The sequence below is a fragment of the Paenirhodobacter ferrireducens genome (assembly GCF_004022265.1).
Classification (GTDB): Bacteria; Pseudomonadota; Alphaproteobacteria; order Rhodobacterales; family Rhodobacteraceae; genus Rhodobacter; species Rhodobacter ferrireducens.
The window spans coordinates 92,603-111,480 of sequence record NZ_SAVB01000019.1; the positions used below are offsets into that span (position 1 = coordinate 92,603).

Here is an 18,878-nt window from a genome sequence, read left to right on the forward strand (position 1 = left end):
AGAGCCCCCCTCGCCACCCGCGCCGCAGCGCTGCCCTGTGACCACACATCTCGCGGAAATCCCGGCCCGGTCTCCCCGTCGCTTGTCGCGCCCGCCCTTGCGGGCTAAGCAGGGGCAACACGAGCCGGACGGGGACTTCATGCGCATTCTGATCACCAATGACGACGGCATCCACGCGCCGGGGCTCGAGGTTCTGCTCGACCTTGCGACCGAGCTGGCCGGACCCGAGGGCGAGGTCTGGACCGTCGCCCCGGCCTTCGAGCAATCGGGCGTCGGCCATTGCATCAGCTACACCCGGCCGATGATGATCGCCAAGCACGGCCCGCGCCGCTATGCGGCCGAGGGCAGCCCGGCCGATTGCGTGCTGGCCGGGCTTTACGACGTCTTCGAGGGCGGCAAGCCCGATCTGGTCCTCTCGGGCGTGAACCGCGGCAACAACTCGGCCGAGAACGCGCTCTATTCCGGCACGCTCGGCGGGGCGATGGAGGCGGCGCTGCAGGGCGTGCCCGCGATTGCGCTGAGCCAGTTCCTCGGGCCGGACTGCATGGCCGCCGGCATGGACCCGTTCGAGGCCGCGCGCGTGCACGGCCCCGCGCTCTTGCGTCAGCTGTGGCAGAAGGGGATCTGGGACGACGGCCCCTACCGCGTCTTCTACAGCATCAACTTCCCGCCGGTGCCGGCCGCCGCGGTGAAGGGCTGGAAAGTGGCGCCGCAGGGTTATCGCACCGACAGCTTCTTCTCGGTCGAGCCGCATCATTCGCCGACCGGGCGGCGGTTCCTCTGGGTCAAGGGCGGCCCGCAGCACACCGCGACCGCCCCCGGCACCGATGCGGCGCTCAACCTCGAGGGCTGGATCTCGGTCACGCCGATGCGCTGCGACCTCACCGCCCATGACGTTCTGGCCGAGCTGGAGGCACGCCTCGCATGACCGACACGCCCGAGGAGGACGGCATCGAACCGATCGCCGAGCGCAAGATGCGCTTCCTCTTCGCGCTGCGCTCCAAGGGCGTGACGGATGCGCGGGTGCTGGCCGCGATGGAACGGGTCGATCGCGGCCCTTTCGTGCGCGGCCTCTTCGCCGAGCGCGCCTATGAGGACATGCCGCTGCCCATTGCCTGCGGCCAGACGATCTCGCAGCCCTCGGTCGTCGGGCTGATGACCCAGGCGCTTGGCGTCGGGCCGCGCGACACCGTGCTCGAGATCGGCACCGGCTCGGGCTATCAGGCGGCGGTGCTGAGCCTGCTCGCCCGCCGCGTCTACACTGTCGACCGCTTTCGCCGTCTGGTGCGCGAGGCCTCCGAGATCTTCGCGACCCTGGCGATCCCGAACATCGTCGCGATCGCCGGCGACGGCACCCGCGGCCTGCCCGACCAGGCACCCTTCGACCGCATCCTGGTGACTGCCGCGGCCGAGGATCCGCCCGGCCCCCTGTTGTCCCAGCTGAAGATCGGCGGTATCATGGTGCTTCCGGTCGGCCAGTCGGACACGGTTCAAAGCCTGATCCGCGTGCGCCGCCTCGAGACCGGTTTCGATTACGAAGAATTGCGCCCCGTGCGTTTCGTGCCGCTTGTCGAGGGCATGGCAAGCGACTGAGGACCAAGGCCCCGGCGACAGGGGCCACCAAGATGACGAGGACCGAGCCGATGACCGCTTCCCTGCGCCAGCCCCTTTCCCTGCCGCGCCGTGCGGCGCCGCGCCTGCTGCTGGCAGGCTGCGCGCTTGCGACGCTTGCCGCCTGCTCCGACATGGACGCCGACCTGCGCGGCTTCGGCAAGCTCGGTTTCGACACCAGCTCTGCCGCGCGCAACGCCACTGCCGCCCGCCCCGAGCCCGACAGCCGCGGCGTGATCTCCTATCCGAACTTCCAGGTCGCCGTGGCGCGCCGCGGCGATACCGTTGCCACCGTCGCGACCCGCGTCGGCGTGAATGCGGAGGAGCTCGCCCGCCACAATGCGATCTCGTCGAACACGCCGCTGAACCGGGGCGAGGTGCTGGCGCTGCCGCGCCGCGTGGCCGAACCGGTCGCCACTGCGGCGACCACCGCCGTCGCCCCCGCCGCCACGGCCACCGGCACCGGTGCCGAGCGCATCGACATCACCTCGCTCGCCTCCTCGGCGATCGACCGCGCCGCGGCAAACGGCAGCACCACCGTGCCCCCCGCACCGGCAAGCTCCGCCCCGACCCCGGCAAAACCTGCGACCGGAATGCAGCCCGCCTCGGCCGAGCCGGTGCGCCACAAGGTCGCCCGCGGCGAGACCGCCTATTCGATCGCGCGCTATTACAATGTCTCGGCCAAGGCGCTCGCCGAATGGAACGGCCTGCCGGCGGATCTGAGCGTGCGCGAGGGGCAGTACCTGCTGATCCCGGTCGCCGCCACCGGCACGCAGACCGCAAGCGCGGCGGCGGTGACGCCGCCCGGCGCGACCTCGCCCACGCCCGAGCCACCCTCGGCCTCGAAGCCGCTGCCCGCCGAGAGCCCGGTCAAGGCCTCGGCCCCGGTCGACACCTCGGGCGTGCCGAACCTCGGCGCCACCCGCACGGCGGCCTCGGCGACCTCGCAGCTCGAGATGCCGGTGGCGGGCTCGATCATCCGCCCCTATGTGAAGGGCAAGAACGACGGCGTCGACATCAAGGCCACCGCCGGCACGCCGATCAGGGCCGCCGAGGCCGGTACGGTCGCGGCGATTACCAAGGACACCGAACAGGTGCCGATCCTGGTGCTGCGCCACGCGAACGGGCTGCTGACGGTCTATGCCAATATCGACGGCATCGCAGTGAAGAAGGGCGATACGGTGAAGCGCGGCCAGGCGATTGCGAAGCTCCGCGCGGGCGAACCGGCCTTCGTGCATTTCGAGGTCCGCAAGGGCTACGATTCCGTCGACCCGATGCCCTACCTGCAATGACGCAAGCCGGGGGCGCCGCCCCCGCTTTTGCCTGCCGGCAAAATTCACCCCCGAGGTATTTCGGGCAAGGAGAAAGCCCGGGCCCTTCCCGCTTCCAATTGCCGCAAATATCCCCGGGGGTGTCCGAAGGGCGGAGGGCAGCGCCCCCCCCTTGCCCGCTCTCCGCCTCAGACAGACGGAAAGACGAAGCAGCGGTCGCGACGGATCATCAGCCACATCGGCGTGCCGGGCTTTGGCAGGAACACGTTCGGCACCGTCGCACGCAGCAGCGAGCCGTCGAACTCCATGCGGAACTCGACCAGACTCTCGCGGCCCATGAAGCGGGCCCGCTCGACCACGCCGCGGGCGGGCGTGCCGTCCTGCGCGGTCGGGTTCGGGCCGCGGCCGGCGCGATCGAAGTCGATCTTCAGGTGCTGCGGCCGGATCACGATGTCGACGGCGGTGCCGTCGGCCAGACCCGGGGTCAGGAAATCGCCGAAGGGTGTGGGCGTCAGCGCCCCCTGAACCCGCCCGGTGAGCACGTTGATATCCGAGAAGAAGGCTGCCGCCTTGCGATCGACCGGCGCGTTGTAGAGATTGTAGGGCGCGCCGCGCTGCACGATCCGGCCGTCCCGCATCAGCAAGATCTCGTCGGCCATCCGCATCGCCTCGTGCGGCTCGTGGGTGACCAGCAGAACCGCCGTGCCCTCCTCCTTCAGAAGGGCAAGGGTCTCGTCGCGGATGTCGTCGCGCAACCGCTCGTCGAGGCCCGAGAAGGGCTCGTCCATCAGCAGGATCCGCGGCCGCGGCGCAAGGGCACGGGCCAGCGCCACGCGCTGCTGCTCGCCCCCCGACAGCGCATGCGGCATGCTGTCGATGTGGCGCGCCAGATGCACGCGGTCGAGCAGTTCGCTGACCCGCGCACGTTTCTCGGCCTTGCTTCCCGCAAGGCCGAAGGCGACGTTCTCGGCCACGCTCAGATGCGGAAACAGCGCGAAATCCTGAAACATCAGCCCGATCGCGCGCCGTTCGGGCGGCACGCGGAAGACGGTGTCGCACACCAGCGCCCCATCGACGAGGATGCGCCCGCGGTCCTGCATGTCGACGCCGGCGATGATCCGCAGCGTCGTCGACTTGCCGCAGCCCGAGGGGCCGAGCAGGCAGGTCACCTGCCCCGCCGGGATTGAGAAGCTGACATCGTCGAGCACCTGACGCCCGCCGAAGCTGCGCATCAGGCCCTCGACCTGCAGCCGGGGCGGAACGTGGGTCTGGGTCATTGCGGCTCCCGAGTGAAAAACTCGGGATTGGCCCTAGCATCCCAGCCCCGCCCGTGCAAGCTCACAGCGTCAGGTTCGCCGCGCCGCCGTCGACCAGGATGTTCTGCCCGACGATGAAGCCCGCATGGACCGAGCACAGGAAGGCGCAGGTCGCGCCGAACTCGGCCGGGGTGCCGAAGCGGCCCGCCGGGATCGCCGCCGCGCGCCGCGCCGCCGCCGCCTCGAGGGTGATCCCCTGCTCGGCCGCGGTGCGGCTGTCGAGCGCGATCATCCGGTCGGTGGCGTGGATGCCGGGCAGCAGGTTGTTGATCGTCACGCCGGCATGGGCGACCTGGCGCGATGTGCCGGCGACGAAGCCCGTCAGCCCGGCGCGGGCCGAGTTCGACAGCCCGAGCTGCGCGATCGGCGCGCGCACCGCGGCCGAGGTGATGTTGACGACCCGGCCCCAGCCGCGTTCCATCATCCCGGGCAGGCAGGCCTGCATCATCGCGATCGGGCTGAGCATGTTGGCGTCGATCGCGCGCAGGAAATCCTCGCGCGACCAGTCGCTCCAGAGCCCGGGCGGCGGGCCGCCGGCATTGTTCACCAGGATGTCGACCTCACCCGCGGCCGCGAGCACCGCGGCGCGCCCCTCGGGCGTGGTGATATCGGCCGCGACCGGCACCACGGTGACGCCATGGCGCGCCTCGAGCGCATTCGCCGTCGCCGTCAGCGCCTCGGCGCCGCGGGCGTTCAACACGATCTCCACCCCGGCCGCCGCGAGCGCCTCGGCGCAGCCGCGCCCGAGCCCCTTCGAGCCTGCGCAGACGATCGCGCGCTTGCCCCTGATCCCCAGATCCATTTTCCCCTCCGTCTTCCGTTCGTGGTCGGCGCAGGAAACACCGGAGACGGGGGGAAAGGCAATGCGCCACGCGCCCTTGACGCAAGCCGCGGCAGTTGCTTTACCGACCACAGGTCTTCTCAGGCCTTGCCGGAGCGCATTTCGCCCCGGAACAGGGAGCACACCATGACCTCAGCCCAGGCCCTGCCACCCCAGACCGTCCACGTCTTCGACGCGGACCTGATCTGGGTGACCTCGGGGGCGAACCAGGGTGATGCGATCGACGTGCCCGCGCACAGCATCGCGGGCGATGTCTATCAGCTCGAGCGCGGCGCCACGCCGCTGCGGTTGCTGCTTGCGGCGGAAGGCGGCGAGGGCTGTCAGCGCATCGCCCCGGGCTCCGAGGTCGGCAGCCCGGGCGATGCGATCACCATCGTCGCGCGCCATGTGATGATGACGCCCGAAGGCGATACCGTCGACATCTTGCTGCTGCGCAACGAAGCAAGCGGCGCGCTTTATGCCCTGCCGCTGTCGCCGATCGCGGCGCGCACCGATTACACGCTGCTCGAGGTGCACACCGACCCCGGCTCGGCGCGGCTGAGCGACCTCGTCTGCGTCGCCTTCACCACCGGCACGATGATCACCATGGCCGGCGGCGCACAGCGCCCGATCGAGGCATTGCAGGCCGGCGACCGGGTACTGACCCGCGATTCCGGGCCGCAGCCGGTGCGCCTTGTCGCCCGCGCCACGCTGCGCGCGCTCGGCTCGCTCGCCCCCGTGGTGATCTCGGCCGGCACGCTTGGCAACGAGGGCGATCTGATCGTCTCGCCGCATCACCGGATCTTCCTCTACCGGCGCGGCGAGCGGCGGATCGGCGACACCTCGGAAATCCTCGTGCAGGCCAAGCATCTCGTCGATGGCGAGCATGTCTGGCGGCGCGAGGGCGGCTATGTCGACTATTATGCGCTGGTCTTCGACCGGCACGAGATCATCTATGCCGAAGGGATCCCTGTCGAGAGCCTGATGGTGAGCGAGGCGACGCTCGGCCTGCTGCCCGAGCAGCTGACCGCCGAGATCCGCGCCCGCCTGCCCGACCTGAAACACAAGCCGCATTTCGGCACCGAGGCCGGGCGCGAGACGGTGGAACGCGTCGGCCGCGCGAAGATCTTCAAGCCGCGTGACAGGGACTGAGGCCGCGGTGTGGCTGTCGCCACGAGGCGCCCCCTTCCGCTGCACCGACTGCGCCGACAGAGGTATTTTTGCCAAGAAGACAGCCCGGAGGCGGCGGGCACTGGTGCTTCCCCGCTTCTGATTGCCCTCGATATCGCCGGGTGAGGACCGCAGGACCGAGGCGGCAGCGCCCCCGGCCCGGTCTCAGTGCGCGCCGCCCTTGCCGCGCAGCCGCGCGATCACCGGGTCGATGACCTTGGTCACCAGCGGCACCAGCGCCATGCCGAAGGCGAGACCGAAGACCCCATCGCAAGCGGCGGTAACGCTCCATTCGACGGTGCCGGCAAAGCGCTCAGCGACGCCCCCGGCAACCGCGCCGGCGAGGTGATGGATCGCCTCGTAGGGCACGGCCCAGAACGTTTCCGCGGCGCCATGCAGCACGATCGAGCCGCCGACCCAGAGCATCGCCGCCGTGCCCACCGCCATCAGCCCTGCGAGAAACCCCGGCATCACCCGCACCAGCCCGTGGCCAAAGGCGCGTGTCGGCGCGAGCCGCGCGTTGCGGGCAAGCCAGAGCCCGATGTCGTCCATCTTCACGATCAGCGCCACGCCGCCATAGACCACCGCGGTGATGCAGAGCGCCACGATGGCAAGCGCCAGCGCCTCCATCCAGACCGGTTGCCCCGAAGGCAGCGCAGCGAGCGCGATCGTCATGATCTCGGCCGAGAGGATGAAATCGGTCTTCACCGCGCCCGAGACCTTCGCCGCCTCGAGATGGGCCGGGTCGCCGGTCTCGGTCGCCGCGCCATGGGCGGGCGCGGGGTGGAAGAGGTGCAGCACCTTCTCCGCCCCCTCGAAGCACAGATAGCTGCCGCCCAGCATCAGCAGCGGTGTGATCGCCCAAGGCGCGAAGGCCGACAGGAGCAGCGCCAGCGGCAGCAGGAAGACGAGCTTGTTGCGCACCGAGCCGAGCGCGATCTTGCCAACGATCGGCAGCTCGCGCGCCGCGGCGAAACCGTGGACGTATTTCGGCGTCACCGCCGCGTCGTCGATCACCGCGCCCGCGGCCTTGGCGCCGGCCTTCGCCGCCTGTCCGGCCACATCGTCCACACTTGCCGCCGCGATCTTGGCGATCCCCGCCACGTCGTCGAGAAGCGCCAGAAGCCCGCTCATCAAAAACCCCGTCCATCGTTTGCGGCAAGGTATGAAGCGGGCCGTCGCGATGCAAGGGCGCTCGCCCGCCTGTATCCGGGACAATCCGCCCCTTGCGCGGCCCCGTGCGATGGTCCACAAATCCATCCGACTGCAGGATAAGGACGCCCGCCATGCTCGACCAGAACGCCAGACCCACCGAAGAAATCGACGTGCGCGAGGTCTTCGGCCTCGACAGCGACATCAAGGTGAAGGGCTTTGCCGAGCGCACCGAGCGCGTGCCCGACCTCGACCCGACCTACAAGTTCGATCCCGACACCACGATGGCGATCCTCGCGGGCTTTGCCTACAATCGCCGCGTGATGATCCAGGGCTATCACGGCACCGGCAAGTCGACCCATATCGAGCAGGTCGCGGCGCGGCTGAACTGGCCTTGCGTGCGCGTCAACCTAGACAGCCACGTCAGCCGCATCGACCTGATCGGCAAGGACGCGATCAAGCTCGTCGATGGCAAGCAGGTCACCGTGTTCCACGAGGGCATCCTGCCCTGGGCGCTGCGCAACCCGACCGCGATCGTCTTCGACGAATACGATGCCGGCCGCGCCGACGTGATGTTCGTGATCCAGCGCGTGCTGGAAACCGACGGCAAGCTGACGCTGCTCGACCAGAACGAAGTCATCACCCCGAACCCGTATTTCCGCCTTTTCGCCACGGCGAACACGGTGGGTCTGGGCGACACCACGGGCCTTTACCACGGCACCCAGCAGATCAACCAGGGCCAGATGGACCGCTGGTCGCTGGTCGCCACGCTGAACTATCTCAGCCATGACGCGGAAACCGCAATCGTGCTGTCGAAGGCGCCGCATTACAACACCGAGAAGGGCCGCAAGATCATCGGACAGATGGTGCATGTGGCGAACCTGACCCGCACCGCCTTCATGAACGGCGATCTCTCGACGGTGATGTCGCCCCGCACTGTGATCGCCTGGGCGCAGAACGCCGAGATCTTCCGCAACGTCGGCTATGCCTTCCGGTTGACCTTCCTCAACAAGTGCGACGAGCTCGAGCGCTCGACGGTGGCCGAGTTCTATCAGCGCCTCTTCGACGAGGAACTGCCGGAATCCGCCGCGGTGATCGCAACGCGGTGAGGCGCGACGAAAGCAATGAAAAACGGCGCGCCCTTGGGCGCGCCGTTTCGTTTCGCGAGTGGTGTTTCGGGAGTGGGGGCCGGAAGGCCCGGGCTTAGCCGCGGGCGGCCTTGGTGGCCTTCGCCCACCAGGCGATGTCCTCGAGCAGCGCCTTGGCCGAACCGGCGATGTGCCCCTCGATCGAGGCCATCTCGCCGTTCTGGCCCAAGGGCGAGACCGCGAAGAAGTCGCCGCCGCCGATATGCACGGCGTTGCGCACCGGCACCATCTGCAGCTCGACCGCGATCGCGCGCAGATGCTCGATCGCGCGGGCCGCGCCCACGCCGCCATAGCCCACGGCGCCCATCGGCTTCTTGCCCCATTCGACATAGGCCTGATCGAGCGCGTTCTTCAGCGAGCCGGTCAGCGAGTGGTTGTATTCGGCGGTGACGAAGATGTAGCCGTCGAAGTCGGCGATCTTCTTCTGCCAGGCCTGCGCCTCGGGCGAGGCCGAGGGCATCCAGGCGTTCGAGGCCGCCTCGTTGAACAGCGGCAGGTTGAAATCGCGCAGGTCGACCAGCTCGAAGCTCAGGTCAGGGCGTTCCTTCGTCGCGAAGTCGAGGAACCAGTTGGCGGGCTTGTCGGCAAAGCGCGTGGCGCGCGTCGAGCCGATGATGATGGCAATCTTCGGGGTGCTCATGTCTGTCTCCGGTGGTCCGACGGGGTGCTTTCCTGCCCCGTTTGCAAGGTCACTATGAACGCAGAGTGCAAAGGCTCAAAGACATAGTTCTGTTCAGATCCGCACCGATCCGGTGCAGTGCGGAAAACGTGCCCGCAACGGCATGCGGCGGCCCCGCAAATCCCTTGCCGAGGGGGCGGCGGGGTGCTTTACCTGAGCCATGAGCAAGCCCATCGACAACCCCGCCGATCCCTTCAAGAAAGCCCTCGCCGAGGCGACCAAGACGCTCGCCGACGCGCCCGAGCTGACGGTGAGCTATTCCGTCGACCCTTCGGGGGTCTCGGGCGACCAGATGCGCCTGCCGCAGGTCAGCCGGCGGATGACGCGTGACGAGATCATGCTTGCGCGCGGCACGGGCGATGCGCTGGCGCTGCGCCGGCGCCACCACGACGACGCGCTCGGCGCGCGCTACCTGCCCACCGGCGACATGGCGCGGGCGCTCTACGAGGCGATGGAAGGGGCGCGCTGCGAGGCGCTTGGCGCGCGCGAGATGCCGGGCACGCTGACCAATATCGACGCAAAGATCGCGCATGAGGCCGAGCGCAAGGGCTATGCGCAGATCCGCTCACGTGCCGAGGCGCCCTTGGCGGTGGCGGCGGGATACCTCGTGCGCGAGATGGCGACCGGGCGCAAGCTGCCGGCGGCGGCCGAGCATGTGCTCGACCTGTGGCGGCCGTTCATGGAGGAGGCCGCGGGCGACGCGCTCGCCCAGACCAGCGACCTGCTGGCCGATCAGGCGGCCTTCGCGAAACTTGCCCGTCAGGTGATCGCCGATCTCGGCTATGCCGACCAGCTTGGCGAAGACCCCGACGAGGAGATGAACGACGAGGCCGACCCCGAGGAGGAGGCCGAGGAGAACGAGAACGGCGAAAGCCAGGATCAGGAGCAGAGCGAGCAGGACGACAGCGAGGCCAGCGCCGAAAGCTCGCAGGAGCAGACGCAGGACCAACAGCAAAGCGCGGTCAGCAGCGACTCGGTCTCGGAAGACGAGCTGGGCGAGGAAATCGACATGCCCGCCGACGCGCCGCCCGAGCCGCCGGCGCCGCCCGCGGCGTCGCAGGCCGATCCGAACTATCGCGTCTTCACCACCGCCTTCGACGAGGAGATCCGCGCCGAGGATCTGGCCGAGCCGGTCGAGCTCGAGCGGCTGCGTGCCTATCTCGACCAACAGCTCGAACCGCTGAAGGGCGCGGTGTCGCGACTGGCGAACAAGCTGCAGCGGCGGTTGCAGGCGCAGCAGAACCGCAGCTGGGAGTTCGACCGCGAGGAAGGCATCCTCGACGCCGGCCGGCTGGCCCGCGTGGTGGCGAACCCGACGATGCCGCTCAGCTTCAAGATCGAGAAGGACACCGAATTCCGCGACACGGTGGTGACGCTGCTGCTCGACAATTCGGGCTCGATGCGCGGCCGGCCGATCTCGATCGCGGCGATCTGCGCCGATGTGCTCGCCCGCACGCTCGAGCGTTGCTCGGTCAAGGTCGAGATCCTCGGCTTCACCACCCGCGCCTGGAAGGGCGGGCAGAGCCGCGAGAAATGGCTGGCCGAGGGCCGCCCGCAGCAGCCCGGGCGCCTGAACGACCTGCGCCACATCATCTACAAATCGGCCGATGCGCCGTGGCGCCGGGTGCGCTCGAACCTCGGGCTGATGATGAAGGAAGGCCTGCTGAAGGAGAACATCGACGGCGAGGCGCTCGAATGGGCGCACAAGCGGATGCTGGCCCGGCCCGAGGCCCGCAAGATCCTGATGGTGATCTCGGACGGGGCGCCGGTCGACGATTCGACGCTCTCGGTCAACCCCGCGGTCTTCCTCGAGAAGCACCTGCGCGACGTGATCGCGATGGTCGAGAAGCGCCGTGCGGTCGAACTGATCGCGATCGGCATCGGCCATGACGTGACCCGCTATTACCAGCGCGCGGTGACGATCACCGATGTCGAGCAGCTGGCCGGCGCGATGACCGAACAGCTGGCAAGCCTGTTCGACAGCGATCCGCGCGCCCGTGCGCGCGTCTTCGGCATGGCACGGGCGGCACGCTGATGTTTCAGGAATTTTCTGCGAAATCCTCGCCGGCGAACGGGCCCGTGCGTCTGGCCGCGCTGCGCCGCGAGATCGGGCGGGCGGGACTTGACGGCTTCATCGTGCCGCGCGCCGATGCGTTTCAGGGCGAATATGTCGCCGAAAGCGACGCGCGGCTTGGCTGGCTGACGGGCTTCACCGGCTCGGCGGGGTTCTGCATCGCGCTGGCCGACCGCGCCGGGGTGTTCATCGACGGCCGCTACCGCGTGCAGGTCCGCGCCGAGGTCGATCTGGCGGCCTTCACCCCGGTGCCCTGGCCCGAAGTGAAGCCCGGCCCCTGGCTGCGCGAGCAGATGCCGCAGGGCGGCGCCGTCGGCTTCGATCCCTGGTTGCACACCCGGCGCGAGATCGAGGAGCTGGCGAAGGCGCTGGCCGGATCGGGCATCACGCTGGTCGAGAGCCGCAACCTCGTCAACGCGATCTGGACCGACCGCCCTGCCCCGCCCCGCGCGCCCGCGCGCATCCACCCGGCCGAGTTCGCGGGCGAGGACAGCGCCACCAAGCGCCGCCGCCTTGGCGCGGCGATCGCCACCGGCGGCGCACGCACCGCGGTGCTGACGCTGCCCGACTCGATCGCCTGGCTGTTGAACATCCGCGGCGCCGACATCCCCCGCAACCCGGTGGTGCAGGCCTTCGCGCTGCTCGACAGCACAGGCGGCCTGGCGCTGTTCGCCGACCCCGCCAAGTTCGACGCGGCGCTTCTGGCCCATCTCGGACCCGAGGTGCGGCTGGCCCCCTTCGACGCCTTCGGCGAGGCGCTGACCGATCTTGCGGGCCCGGTGCAGGTCGACCCGGCCACTGCGCCGCTGGCGGTCTGGCGGCTGCTCGAGGCCGCAGGCATTCCGGCAATTGCCGGCGAAGATCCCTGCATTGCCGCGAAGGCGCGCAAGAACCCGGCCGAGGTCGCCGGGATGGAGGCCGCGCATCTGCGCGATGCCGCGGCGCTCGCCGAGTTCCTCGCCTGGGTCGATGCCGAGGCGCCCAAGGGCGGGCTGACCGAGATCGACGTGGTGACGCGGCTCGAGGACTGCCGCCGGGCAACCGGCGTGCTGCTCGACATCAGCTTCGACACGATCTGCGGCGCGGGCCCCAACGGGGCGATCGTGCATTACCGGGTGACCGAGGACACGAACCGCGCCGTCACCCCGGGCGAGCTGCTGCTGGTCGATTCCGGCGCGCAATATCCCGACGGCACCACCGACATCACCCGCACCCTGGCCGTGGGCCCGGTGCGTGACGACGCCCGCGCCCCCTTCACCCGCGTGCTGCGCGGGATGATCGCGGTGGCGCGCGCGCGCTGGCCGCGCGGCCTTGCCGGGCGCGACCTCGATGCGCTGGCGCGGGCACCGCTGTGGCAGGCGGGGCTCGATTACGACCACGGCACCGGCCATGGCGTCGGCGCGGCGCTGTGCGTGCACGAGGGCCCGGCGCGGATCTCGCGCATTTCCGACGTCACGCTCGCCCCGGGCATGATCCTGTCGGACGAGCCGGGCTATTACCGCGAGGGCGCCTTCGGCATCCGCATCGAGAACCTGCTGCTGATCGAAGAGGCACCGAAGCTTGGCGACGGGCGCGACCATCTGTGCTTCCGCACCCTCACCTGGGTGCCGATCGATCGCCGGCTGATCCTCGCCGAGATGCTGAGCACCGAGGAACGCGCCTGGCTTGACGCCTATCACGCCGAGGTGCTGGCCCGCGTCGCACCGCTGGTGAGCGCCCCCACCCGTGCCTGGCTCGAGGCGGCCTGCGCGCCGCTGTGACGCGCGGCTCAGGGATGTGAAAAAGGGCGGGGAAACCCGCCCTTTCCGGTTTCCGGCCCCTGCGCTCAGAGCGTTTCCAGCACCTGCGCCGCGGCGCGGGCGATGACGATTTCCTCGTTCGTCGGGATCACCAGCACCCGGGTCTTGCCGGTCGAGATTTCGCGCGCATGGGTGACGTTCTTCTCGGCATCGAGGGTGATACCCAGCCACTCCATCCCCTCGCAGACCTGGGCGCGGACATTGGCCGAATTCTCGCCGATGCCGCCGCAGAAGACGAGCCCGTCGATGCCGCCAAGCGCCGCCGCGATGCCGCCAAGCTCGCGCCGGATGCGGAAGCAGAAATAGTCGATCGCCTCCTGTGCATGCGGATCGTCCGAGCTTTCGAGCGTGCGCATGTCGTTCGACACCCCCGACAGCCCCTGCAGCCCCGACTCCTTGTAAAGGAGCTCGGACAGCCCGTGGCTGTCGAGCCCGTCGGTATCCATCAGATAGAGCAGAACGCCCGGGTCGATCTGCCCGGTGCGGGTGCCCATCGGCAGCCCGTCGAGCGCCGAGAACCCCATCGTGGTGTCGATCGGATGGCCACCCTTCATCCCGCACATCGAGGCGCCCGAGCCCAGATGTGCCACCACCACCCGGCCCTTGTGGAGCTCGGGCTCGGTCCGGGCCAGCTCGCCGGTGATGTAGTCATAGCTCAGCCCGTGGAAGCCATAGCGCCGCACGCCCTTCTCGTAATAGCGCCGCGGCAGCGCGTAGGTGTCGTTGACGAAGGGGTGCTCGCGGTGGAAGGCGGTGTCGAAACAGGCGATGTTCGGCACGCCCGGGAAGGTGTCGACCGCGGCACGCACACCGGCAAGGTTGTGCGGCTGATGCAGCGGCGCGAAGGGGGCAAGGCGCGCGAGCTCCTTCATCGTCGCCTCGGTCAGGCGCAGCGGCTCGGCATGGTTCACCCCGCCATGCACCACACGGTGGCCGACGGCGATCACCTCGAGCCCGGGGAAGTCCGCCTGAAACACCTCAAGCGCGGTGCGCAGCGCGGCACCGTTGGTGCGGAAGGCCGTGGGCGCGTGCTCCGGCATCGGCAGGTTGCGCCCCGCCGCATCGCGGATCTTCATCGCCGCCTCGCGCCGGCCGATGCGGTCGACGTGGCACATGGCGAGGGTCTCGAGCTCCTCGGTGAAGAGCCCAAGCTTGAGCGAGGAGGAGCCCGAGTTGACGGTCAGGATCGCGCGCGTGCTCATTTCGCCCCCCCCTTCACCCGGTTGTGGTGGATGGCCGCGACCGCGGCCGAGGCCAGCCGCGCCATCGCGCTGTCGGACCGCGAGTTCAGGATCACCGGCACCTTCGCACCGAGCACCAGCCCCGCCCCTTCGGCATGGCTGATATAGGCGAGCTGCTTGGCCAGCATGTTGCCCGAGTCGATGCCCGGCACCACCAGCACCTCGGCATGGCCCGCGACCGCGCCGCGCAGCCCCTTGGTGCGCGCCGCGCCGATGTCGACGGCATTGTCCATGGCGAGCGGCCCGTCCACGACGCCGCCCTTGATCTGGCCGCGCTCGGCCATCTTCGACAGCAGCGCCGCATCGATCGAGGAGGGGATCGCCGGGTTCACCGTCTCGACCGCCGACAGCACGCCCACTTTCGGCACCTCGATGCCCAGCGAGATCGCAAGCTCGATCGCGTTTTGCACGATGTCGACCTTGGTCGCGAGGTCGGGCGCGATGTTGATCGCCGCGTCGGTGACCAGCAGCGGATGCGGAACGCCCGGCACGTCCATCACGAAGACATGGGTGAAGCGGCGCCCGATGCGCAGCCCCGCCGCCTTGTCGAGCATCGGGTGCAGCAGGTCATCGGTGTGCAGATGCCCCTTCATGATCGCATTCGCCCGGCCCTGATTGACCAGATCGACGGCGAGCCGCGCCGCCGCCGCATCGGTCGGCACGTCGATCACCTCGTAGCCGTCGAGCGACTTGCCAAGGCTGGCCGCCGCGCGCGCCATCTTGGCACCGTCGCCGATCAGGATCGGACGGATCAGCTTGCGCTCGGCCGAGATCAGAGCGCCGTCAAGGGCGTGCTCCTCGACCGGGCAGACGACGGCGGTGTCGAGCTCAGGCAGCCCCTCGGCGACATTGAGCAGCGCCGCGAAATGGCGGTGGCGCTGCACGATCAGCCCGGGCACCTCGAGTTCGTCGAAGCGCAGCTTGACCGTCGGCGCCTCCACCGTCGCCTCGCCCTCGACGACGAGCGCGTCATCCTCGACACGGCGCACCTCGGTGCGCAGATGGATGGTGCCGTCCGCATCCTTCGCGGTGACGGTGACGCGCGAGATCAGCTCTTCGCCCTCGACCACACGGGCGTGGAAGGTCAGCGTCTGGGTCTTGTAGACCGTGCCCGGGCCGGGCAGGAAATTGCCCAGCACCGCCGAGATCAGCGAGGCCACGAACATGCCCGGCGCCACCGCCTCGCGCTTGCCGTCGCCGTCGCCATCCTCGGCCGCCAGGTGCAACGGGTTGTAATTGCCCGAGGCGGCGGCGAAGACGTAGAAGTCATCGGCGGTGCACAGGCGGCGCAGCTCGGCACTCGTGCCCGGCTGCAACTCGTCCCACATCCGGTTTTCCAGAATCATCGCGCGTTCCTTTCGGTCTGGTCGTCCGCGGCATCATCGGCCACCGGACGGGGTCTCTGCAACCGCAACGCTGCGCCGCGGCATCCGGCCCGCTTCTAGCGCGCGCCGCGACGGCGAACCTTGATCGACGACAAAGAGCGGTTCGCCGCGCATGTTTTTTTCCCGCCTCTTTCGCCGGCCGCCGCAACGTCATAAGACGGAACCGGATTTGGATTTCGCGGAGGTGAAAATGGCACTCGCAGCGGCGATCACGGCGCTTGAGGCGCTGTTCGGCACGCGGTTCACGCAGACCCGGCCCGAGCGCGAGGCGCATGGCCATTCCGAGGCCTGGTTCCCGCTGACGCCGCCCGATGCGGTGGTCTATCCCGAGACCACCGAAGAGGTGGCGGCGCTGATGAAGATCTGCGCGGCCGAGGGCGTGCCGGTCACCGGCTGGGGCGCGGGCACCTCGCTCGAAGGCCATGCACTGCCGCTCAAAGGCGGCATCACCGTCGACTTCACCCGGATGAACCGCATCGTCGATCTGTCCGCCGAGGACCGGCTGGTGCGGATCCAGCCCGGCCTGACCCGCGAGGAGCTGAACACCGAGCTGCGTGCGACGGGCCTCTTCTTCCCGGTCGATCCGGGCGCGAATGCGACGCTGGGCGGCATGGCCTCGACCCGCGCCTCGGGCACGACCACGGTGCGCTATGGCACGATGCGCGACAATGTGGCGGCGCTCGAGGTGGTTCTGGCCGACGGGCGGGTGATCCGCACGGGATCGGGCGCGGCGAAATCGGCCTCGGGCTATGACCTCACCGCGCTCTTCCTGGGCGCCGAGGGCACGCTCGGGCTGATCACCGAACTCACGCTGCGCCTGCATGGCCAGCCCGAGGCGATCTCGTCCGCCGTGTGCGCCTTCGACACGCTCGAGGCCGCGGTCGAGACGGTGCAGACGACGATTCAGATGGGCATCCCGATGGCGCGCATCGAATTCGTCGACGAGGAGGTGGCGCGGATCTTCAACGCGATCAATGGCACCCACCTGCCCGAGAAACCGCATCTGATGATCGAGTTCCACGGCTCGGACGCCACCGTGGCCGAGGACAGCCGCCGCTTCGGCGAGGTGGTCGCGGACATGGGCGGTGCCGATTTCCAGTGGGCGACCACCACCGAGGACCGCAACCGGCTGTGGAAGATGCGCCACGAGGCCTATCTTGCCTGCCTTGCCTCGCGGCCGGGCAGCATGGGGCTGATCACCGATGTCTGCGTGCCGATTTCGCGCCTGCCCGAAGCGGTCGAGCGCGGCCGCGAGATGATCGCGAAGGCGGGCCTTGTCGGGCCGATCCTCGGCCATGTCGGCGACGGCAACTTCCACGCCATTCTGCTGCTCAGGCGCGACGACGCGGCCGAACTCGCGAAGGCCAAGGAGGTCGCGCATGACCTTGCCCATATGGCGCTCGAGATGGGCGGCACGATCACCGGCGAGCATGGCATCGGCGCCGGCAAGCGCGGGCTGATGGCGGCCGAGCATGACGCGGCCTGGCAGGTGATGGGGCAGATCAAGGCGGCGCTCGACCCGCAGGGTCTGCTCAACCCCGGCAAGATCGTTCCCGGGCCGGAGGATGCGGCATGAGCCTTGCCCGCCCTGACGACCTGCCGCGTGCCTTCGCCCAGGCCTGGGGCGCGCATGACGCCCGCGCGCTTGCCGATCTCTTTGCCGCCGACGCCGATTTCCTCAGTCTGACCGGCGGCCTGGCCGAAGGCCGCGCCGAGATCGCCGAGCTGTTCGCGGGCGAGCTGGCCGGCGCCTTCGCTCGCGCACGCCTCGTCACCGGCAAGACCAAGATCCGGCCTGCCGGCAGCGAGGCGGTGGTGCTGATGCAGCGCTTCGTGCTGAGCGGCATCGTCAATGCCGACGGCACCGACGCGGGCCGCATCGGCGCGATCCTGTGCGCCACGCTCGGCCTTGCGGCGGACGGCTGGCAGGTGATCGCGGCGCAATTCGTCGTCGAGGCCTGAGCCTCCGCCCGCAAGCGCCCCGGAAAACGCAAAAGGCCGGGCGCCCTGCCCGGCCTTTTCCATTCTGTCTGCCCGGCTCAGAGCGCCTTCTTCAGCGCCTCGGTCAGGTCGGTCTTTTCCCAGCTGAAGCCGCCATCCGCCTCGGGCGCGCGGCCGAAATGGCCGTAGGCCGCGGTGCGGGCATAGATCGGCTTGTTCAGCTCGAGATGGGTGCGGATGCCGCGCGGCGTCAGATCCATGCACTGGGCGACGATGCGCTCGATCTCCTCGTCGGGCACGACGCCGGTGCCGTAGGTGTCGGCATAGATCGAGAGCGGCTTCGCCACGCCGATCGCATAGCTCACCTGGATGAGGCACTTCTTCGCCAGCCCCGCCGCAACGACGTTCTTGGCAAGGTAGCGCGCCGCATAGGCGGCCGAGCGGTCAACCTTGGTCGGGTCCTTGCCCGAGAAGGCCCCGCCGCCATGCGGCGCCGCCCCGCCATAGGTGTCGACGATGATCTTGCGCCCCGTCAGCCCCGCGTCGCCGTCCGGCCCGCCGATCACGAAGGTGCCCGTCGGGTTCACCCACCATTCGGTCTTGTCGGTGATCCAGCCCTCGGGCAGGACCTCGCGGATATAGGGCTCGACGATCGCGCGGATGTCGGACGAGCTCTGGCTTTCATACTTGTGCTGGGTCGAGAGCACGATCGAGGTCACGCCGACCGGGCGGCCGTTCTCGTAGCGCACCGACAGCTGCGACTTCGCATCGGGGCCGAGCGTCGGCTCGATGCCCGATTTGCGCACCTCGGCGAGGCGGCGCAGGATCGCGTGGCTGTAGAGGATCGGCGCCGGCATCAGCTCGGCGGTCTCGTCGGTCGCATAGCCGAACATGATGCCCTGGTCACCCGCCCCGTCCTTGTCGACGCCCTGGCTGATATGGGCCGACTGCGGGTGCAGGTAATTGGCGAAGTTCAGCGTCGCCCAGTGGAACTTGTCCTGCTCGTAGCCGATGTCCTTGACACAATCGCGCACGATGCCGTCGATGCGGCTCATGAACTCGGCGAGCTTCGACTTGTCCGACAGCCCGACCTCGCCGCCGACGACGACCTGGTTGGTGGTGGCAAACGTCTCGCAGGCGACGCGGGCATTGGGCTCTTCTGCGATCAGCGCATCGAGCACCGCATCCGAGATGCGGTCGCAGACCTTGTCAGGGTGTCCTTCCGAAACGGATTCGGAGGTGAACACGTAATTCTGTCGTGCCATGGGGAA

16 protein-coding genes are annotated in these 18,878 nt (G+C 69.2%); 9 read left to right on the top strand and 7 right to left on the bottom strand.

The window, feature by feature from the left end:
* Positions 1-139: 139 nt before the first annotated feature.
* The 3 genes from surE to EOW65_RS13870 are packed head-to-tail and all read left to right on the top strand — an operon-like array spanning position 140 to position 2,903.
* On the top strand, positions 140-928 hold the full coding sequence (gene surE / locus EOW65_RS13860; RefSeq protein ID WP_128150396.1) for a 5'/3'-nucleotidase SurE: 789 nt from the start codon (positions 140-142) through the stop codon (positions 926-928).
* Positions 925-1,593 (top strand): protein-L-isoaspartate(D-aspartate) O-methyltransferase, encoded by a 669-nt coding sequence (locus EOW65_RS13865; protein WP_128150398.1) that lies wholly within the window; start codon positions 925-927, stop codon positions 1,591-1,593. The genes surE and EOW65_RS13865 overlap by 4 nt, the downstream gene beginning before the upstream one ends.
* A 50-nt stretch (positions 1,594-1,643) precedes the next feature.
* Positions 1,644-2,903: a M23 family metallopeptidase gene (locus EOW65_RS13870; protein ID WP_164880103.1), complete on the top strand. Its 1,260-nt coding sequence runs from the start codon at positions 1,644-1,646 to the stop codon at positions 2,901-2,903.
* A gap of 167 nt (positions 2,904-3,070) precedes the next feature.
* On the opposite strand, the gene EOW65_RS13875 is transcribed toward EOW65_RS13870, so the two are convergent.
* Positions 3,071-4,159 (bottom strand): ABC transporter ATP-binding protein, encoded by a 1,089-nt coding sequence (locus tag EOW65_RS13875; protein WP_128150402.1) that lies wholly within the window; start codon positions 4,157-4,159, stop codon positions 3,071-3,073.
* 61 nt (positions 4,160-4,220) lie between these two features.
* Positions 4,221-5,000 carry an SDR family oxidoreductase gene (locus EOW65_RS13880; RefSeq protein ID WP_128150404.1) on the bottom strand — a complete coding sequence of 260 codons (780 nt, stop codon included), beginning with the start codon at positions 4,998-5,000 and terminating at the stop codon, positions 4,221-4,223.
* 165 nt (positions 5,001-5,165) lie between these two features.
* On the opposite strand from EOW65_RS13880, the gene EOW65_RS13885 reads away from it, so the two are divergent.
* Entirely contained in the window at positions 5,166-6,170 is a 1,005-nt protein-coding gene (locus EOW65_RS13885; protein ID WP_128150406.1) for a Hint domain-containing protein, read from the top strand.
* Between the two features lie 183 nt (positions 6,171-6,353).
* Here the strand turns inward: EOW65_RS13885 and EOW65_RS13890 are convergent, their stop codons facing one another.
* A complete protein-coding gene (locus tag EOW65_RS13890) occupies positions 6,354-7,322 on the bottom strand; it encodes a DUF808 domain-containing protein (RefSeq protein ID WP_128150408.1) in 969 nt (322 codons plus the stop codon).
* Positions 7,323-7,474: 152 nt separating this feature from the next.
* Here EOW65_RS13890 and cobS point away from each other — a divergent pair, with 152 nt between their 5' ends.
* Complete coding sequence (gene cobS / locus EOW65_RS13895) at positions 7,475-8,449, top strand: cobaltochelatase subunit CobS (protein WP_128150410.1); 975 nt, start codon at positions 7,475-7,477, stop codon at positions 8,447-8,449.
* 94 nt (positions 8,450-8,543) lie between these two features.
* On the opposite strand, the gene EOW65_RS13900 is transcribed toward cobS, so the two are convergent.
* Positions 8,544-9,128 carry an NADPH-dependent FMN reductase gene (locus EOW65_RS13900; RefSeq protein ID WP_128150412.1) on the bottom strand — a complete coding sequence of 195 codons (585 nt, stop codon included), beginning with the start codon at positions 9,126-9,128 and terminating at the stop codon, positions 8,544-8,546.
* 199 nt (positions 9,129-9,327) lie between these two features.
* On the opposite strand from EOW65_RS13900, the gene cobT reads away from it, so the two are divergent.
* A complete protein-coding gene (cobT, locus tag EOW65_RS13905) occupies positions 9,328-11,202 on the top strand; it encodes a cobaltochelatase subunit CobT (protein ID WP_128150414.1) in 1,875 nt (624 codons plus the stop codon).
* On the top strand, positions 11,202-13,001 hold the full coding sequence (locus EOW65_RS13910; RefSeq protein ID WP_128150416.1) for an aminopeptidase P family protein: 1,800 nt from the start codon (positions 11,202-11,204) through the stop codon (positions 12,999-13,001). The genes cobT and EOW65_RS13910 overlap by 1 nt, the downstream gene beginning before the upstream one ends.
* A gap of 65 nt (positions 13,002-13,066) precedes the next feature.
* Here the strand turns inward: EOW65_RS13910 and EOW65_RS13915 are convergent, their stop codons facing one another.
* On the bottom strand, positions 13,067-14,242 hold the full coding sequence (locus EOW65_RS13915; protein WP_128150418.1) for an acetate/propionate family kinase: 1,176 nt from the start codon (positions 14,240-14,242) through the stop codon (positions 13,067-13,069).
* The gene (locus tag EOW65_RS13920) at positions 14,239-15,627 is read right to left on the bottom strand and encodes a bifunctional enoyl-CoA hydratase/phosphate acetyltransferase (protein WP_128150420.1); all 1,389 of its coding nucleotides are present in this window, start codon (positions 15,625-15,627) and stop codon (positions 14,239-14,241) included. Before EOW65_RS13920 ends, EOW65_RS13915 begins: the two co-directional genes overlap by 4 nt.
* Positions 15,628-15,856: 229 nt before the next feature.
* Here EOW65_RS13920 and EOW65_RS13925 point away from each other — a divergent pair, with 229 nt between their 5' ends.
* Together EOW65_RS13925 and EOW65_RS13930 are read left to right on the top strand one after the other, a co-directional pair.
* Positions 15,857-17,242 (top strand): FAD-binding oxidoreductase, encoded by a 1,386-nt coding sequence (locus tag EOW65_RS13925; protein ID WP_128150422.1) that lies wholly within the window; start codon positions 15,857-15,859, stop codon positions 17,240-17,242.
* Positions 17,239-17,628, top strand: a complete 390-nt coding sequence (locus EOW65_RS13930; RefSeq protein ID WP_128150424.1) for an SgcJ/EcaC family oxidoreductase — start codon at positions 17,239-17,241, stop codon at positions 17,626-17,628. The genes EOW65_RS13925 and EOW65_RS13930 overlap by 4 nt, the downstream gene beginning before the upstream one ends.
* A 77-nt stretch (positions 17,629-17,705) precedes the next feature.
* Here EOW65_RS13930 and metK read toward each other — a convergent pair whose 3' ends face one another.
* A complete protein-coding gene (gene metK / locus EOW65_RS13935) occupies positions 17,706-18,872 on the bottom strand; it encodes a methionine adenosyltransferase (RefSeq protein ID WP_128150426.1) in 1,167 nt (388 codons plus the stop codon).
* Between the last annotated feature and the right edge of the window lie 6 nt (positions 18,873-18,878).

Coding starts and splice junctions, on each gene's coding strand:
- surE (WP_128150396.1), top strand. CDS start 140: ATGCGCATTCTGATCACCAATGACGACGGCATCCACGCGCCGGGGCTC.
- EOW65_RS13865 (WP_128150398.1), top strand. CDS start 925: ATGACCGACACGCCCGAGGAGGACGGCATCGAACCGATCGCCGAGCGC.
- EOW65_RS13870 (WP_164880103.1), top strand. CDS start 1,644: ATGACCGCTTCCCTGCGCCAGCCCCTTTCCCTGCCGCGCCGTGCGGCG.
- EOW65_RS13875 (WP_128150402.1), bottom strand. CDS start 4,159: ATGACCCAGACCCACGTTCCGCCCCGGCTGCAGGTCGAGGGCCTGATG.
- EOW65_RS13880 (WP_128150404.1), bottom strand. CDS start 5,000: ATGGATCTGGGGATCAGGGGCAAGCGCGCGATCGTCTGCGCAGGCTCG.
- EOW65_RS13885 (WP_128150406.1), top strand. CDS start 5,166: ATGACCTCAGCCCAGGCCCTGCCACCCCAGACCGTCCACGTCTTCGAC.
- EOW65_RS13890 (WP_128150408.1), bottom strand. CDS start 7,322: ATGAGCGGGCTTCTGGCGCTTCTCGACGACGTGGCGGGGATCGCCAAG.
- cobS (WP_128150410.1), top strand. CDS start 7,475: ATGCTCGACCAGAACGCCAGACCCACCGAAGAAATCGACGTGCGCGAG.
- EOW65_RS13900 (WP_128150412.1), bottom strand. CDS start 9,128: ATGAGCACCCCGAAGATTGCCATCATCATCGGCTCGACGCGCGCCACG.
- cobT (WP_128150414.1), top strand. CDS start 9,328: ATGAGCAAGCCCATCGACAACCCCGCCGATCCCTTCAAGAAAGCCCTC.
- EOW65_RS13910 (WP_128150416.1), top strand. CDS start 11,202: ATGTTTCAGGAATTTTCTGCGAAATCCTCGCCGGCGAACGGGCCCGTG.
- EOW65_RS13915 (WP_128150418.1), bottom strand. CDS start 14,242: ATGAGCACGCGCGCGATCCTGACCGTCAACTCGGGCTCCTCCTCGCTC.
- EOW65_RS13920 (WP_128150420.1), bottom strand. CDS start 15,627: ATGATTCTGGAAAACCGGATGTGGGACGAGTTGCAGCCGGGCACGAGT.
- EOW65_RS13925 (WP_128150422.1), top strand. CDS start 15,857: ATGGCACTCGCAGCGGCGATCACGGCGCTTGAGGCGCTGTTCGGCACG.
- EOW65_RS13930 (WP_128150424.1), top strand. CDS start 17,239: ATGAGCCTTGCCCGCCCTGACGACCTGCCGCGTGCCTTCGCCCAGGCC.
- metK (WP_128150426.1), bottom strand. CDS start 18,872: ATGGCACGACAGAATTACGTGTTCACCTCCGAATCCGTTTCGGAAGGA.